Genomic DNA, 297 nt, shown 5'->3' with positions numbered 1-297 from the left:
GTTTTTACCCCATCAAAAAAGTAGTTCTTTACAATCGGAATATTATAAACTGACGGATTGACCGCATCTTCAATATATTCTAAGTTATTGCTGGAAGCTGTTCTTCCGCCGATCCACGTGAAATTATTACTGGCAATATCATATTTCCAGACGTCGGTGTATCTTAAAGGATTTCCACTCAGATATCCTTCTCCGTTGGCAAAAAACAATTCATTATTTTGCTTCCAGAAAATAGATCTGTTTCGGCTCGAAGGCATATTTTTGTCCGAGGTTACATTTTTATTTCCGTAATATCCG

General features: G+C 36.7%; 1 protein-coding gene. It reads right to left on the bottom strand.

Going from position 1 to position 297, the window contains the following annotated elements:
* Window positions 1-297 (bottom strand): hypothetical protein (locus SCA31_RS22915; protein WP_410699340.1); only part of this gene is annotated, 297 nt, incomplete at both ends.

The sequence above is a fragment of the Chryseobacterium sp. SIMBA_028 genome, assembly GCF_046535285.1.
Taxonomy (GTDB): domain Bacteria; phylum Bacteroidota; class Bacteroidia; order Flavobacteriales; family Weeksellaceae; genus Chryseobacterium.
This window is presented reverse-complemented; position numbering and strand designations above follow the sequence as displayed.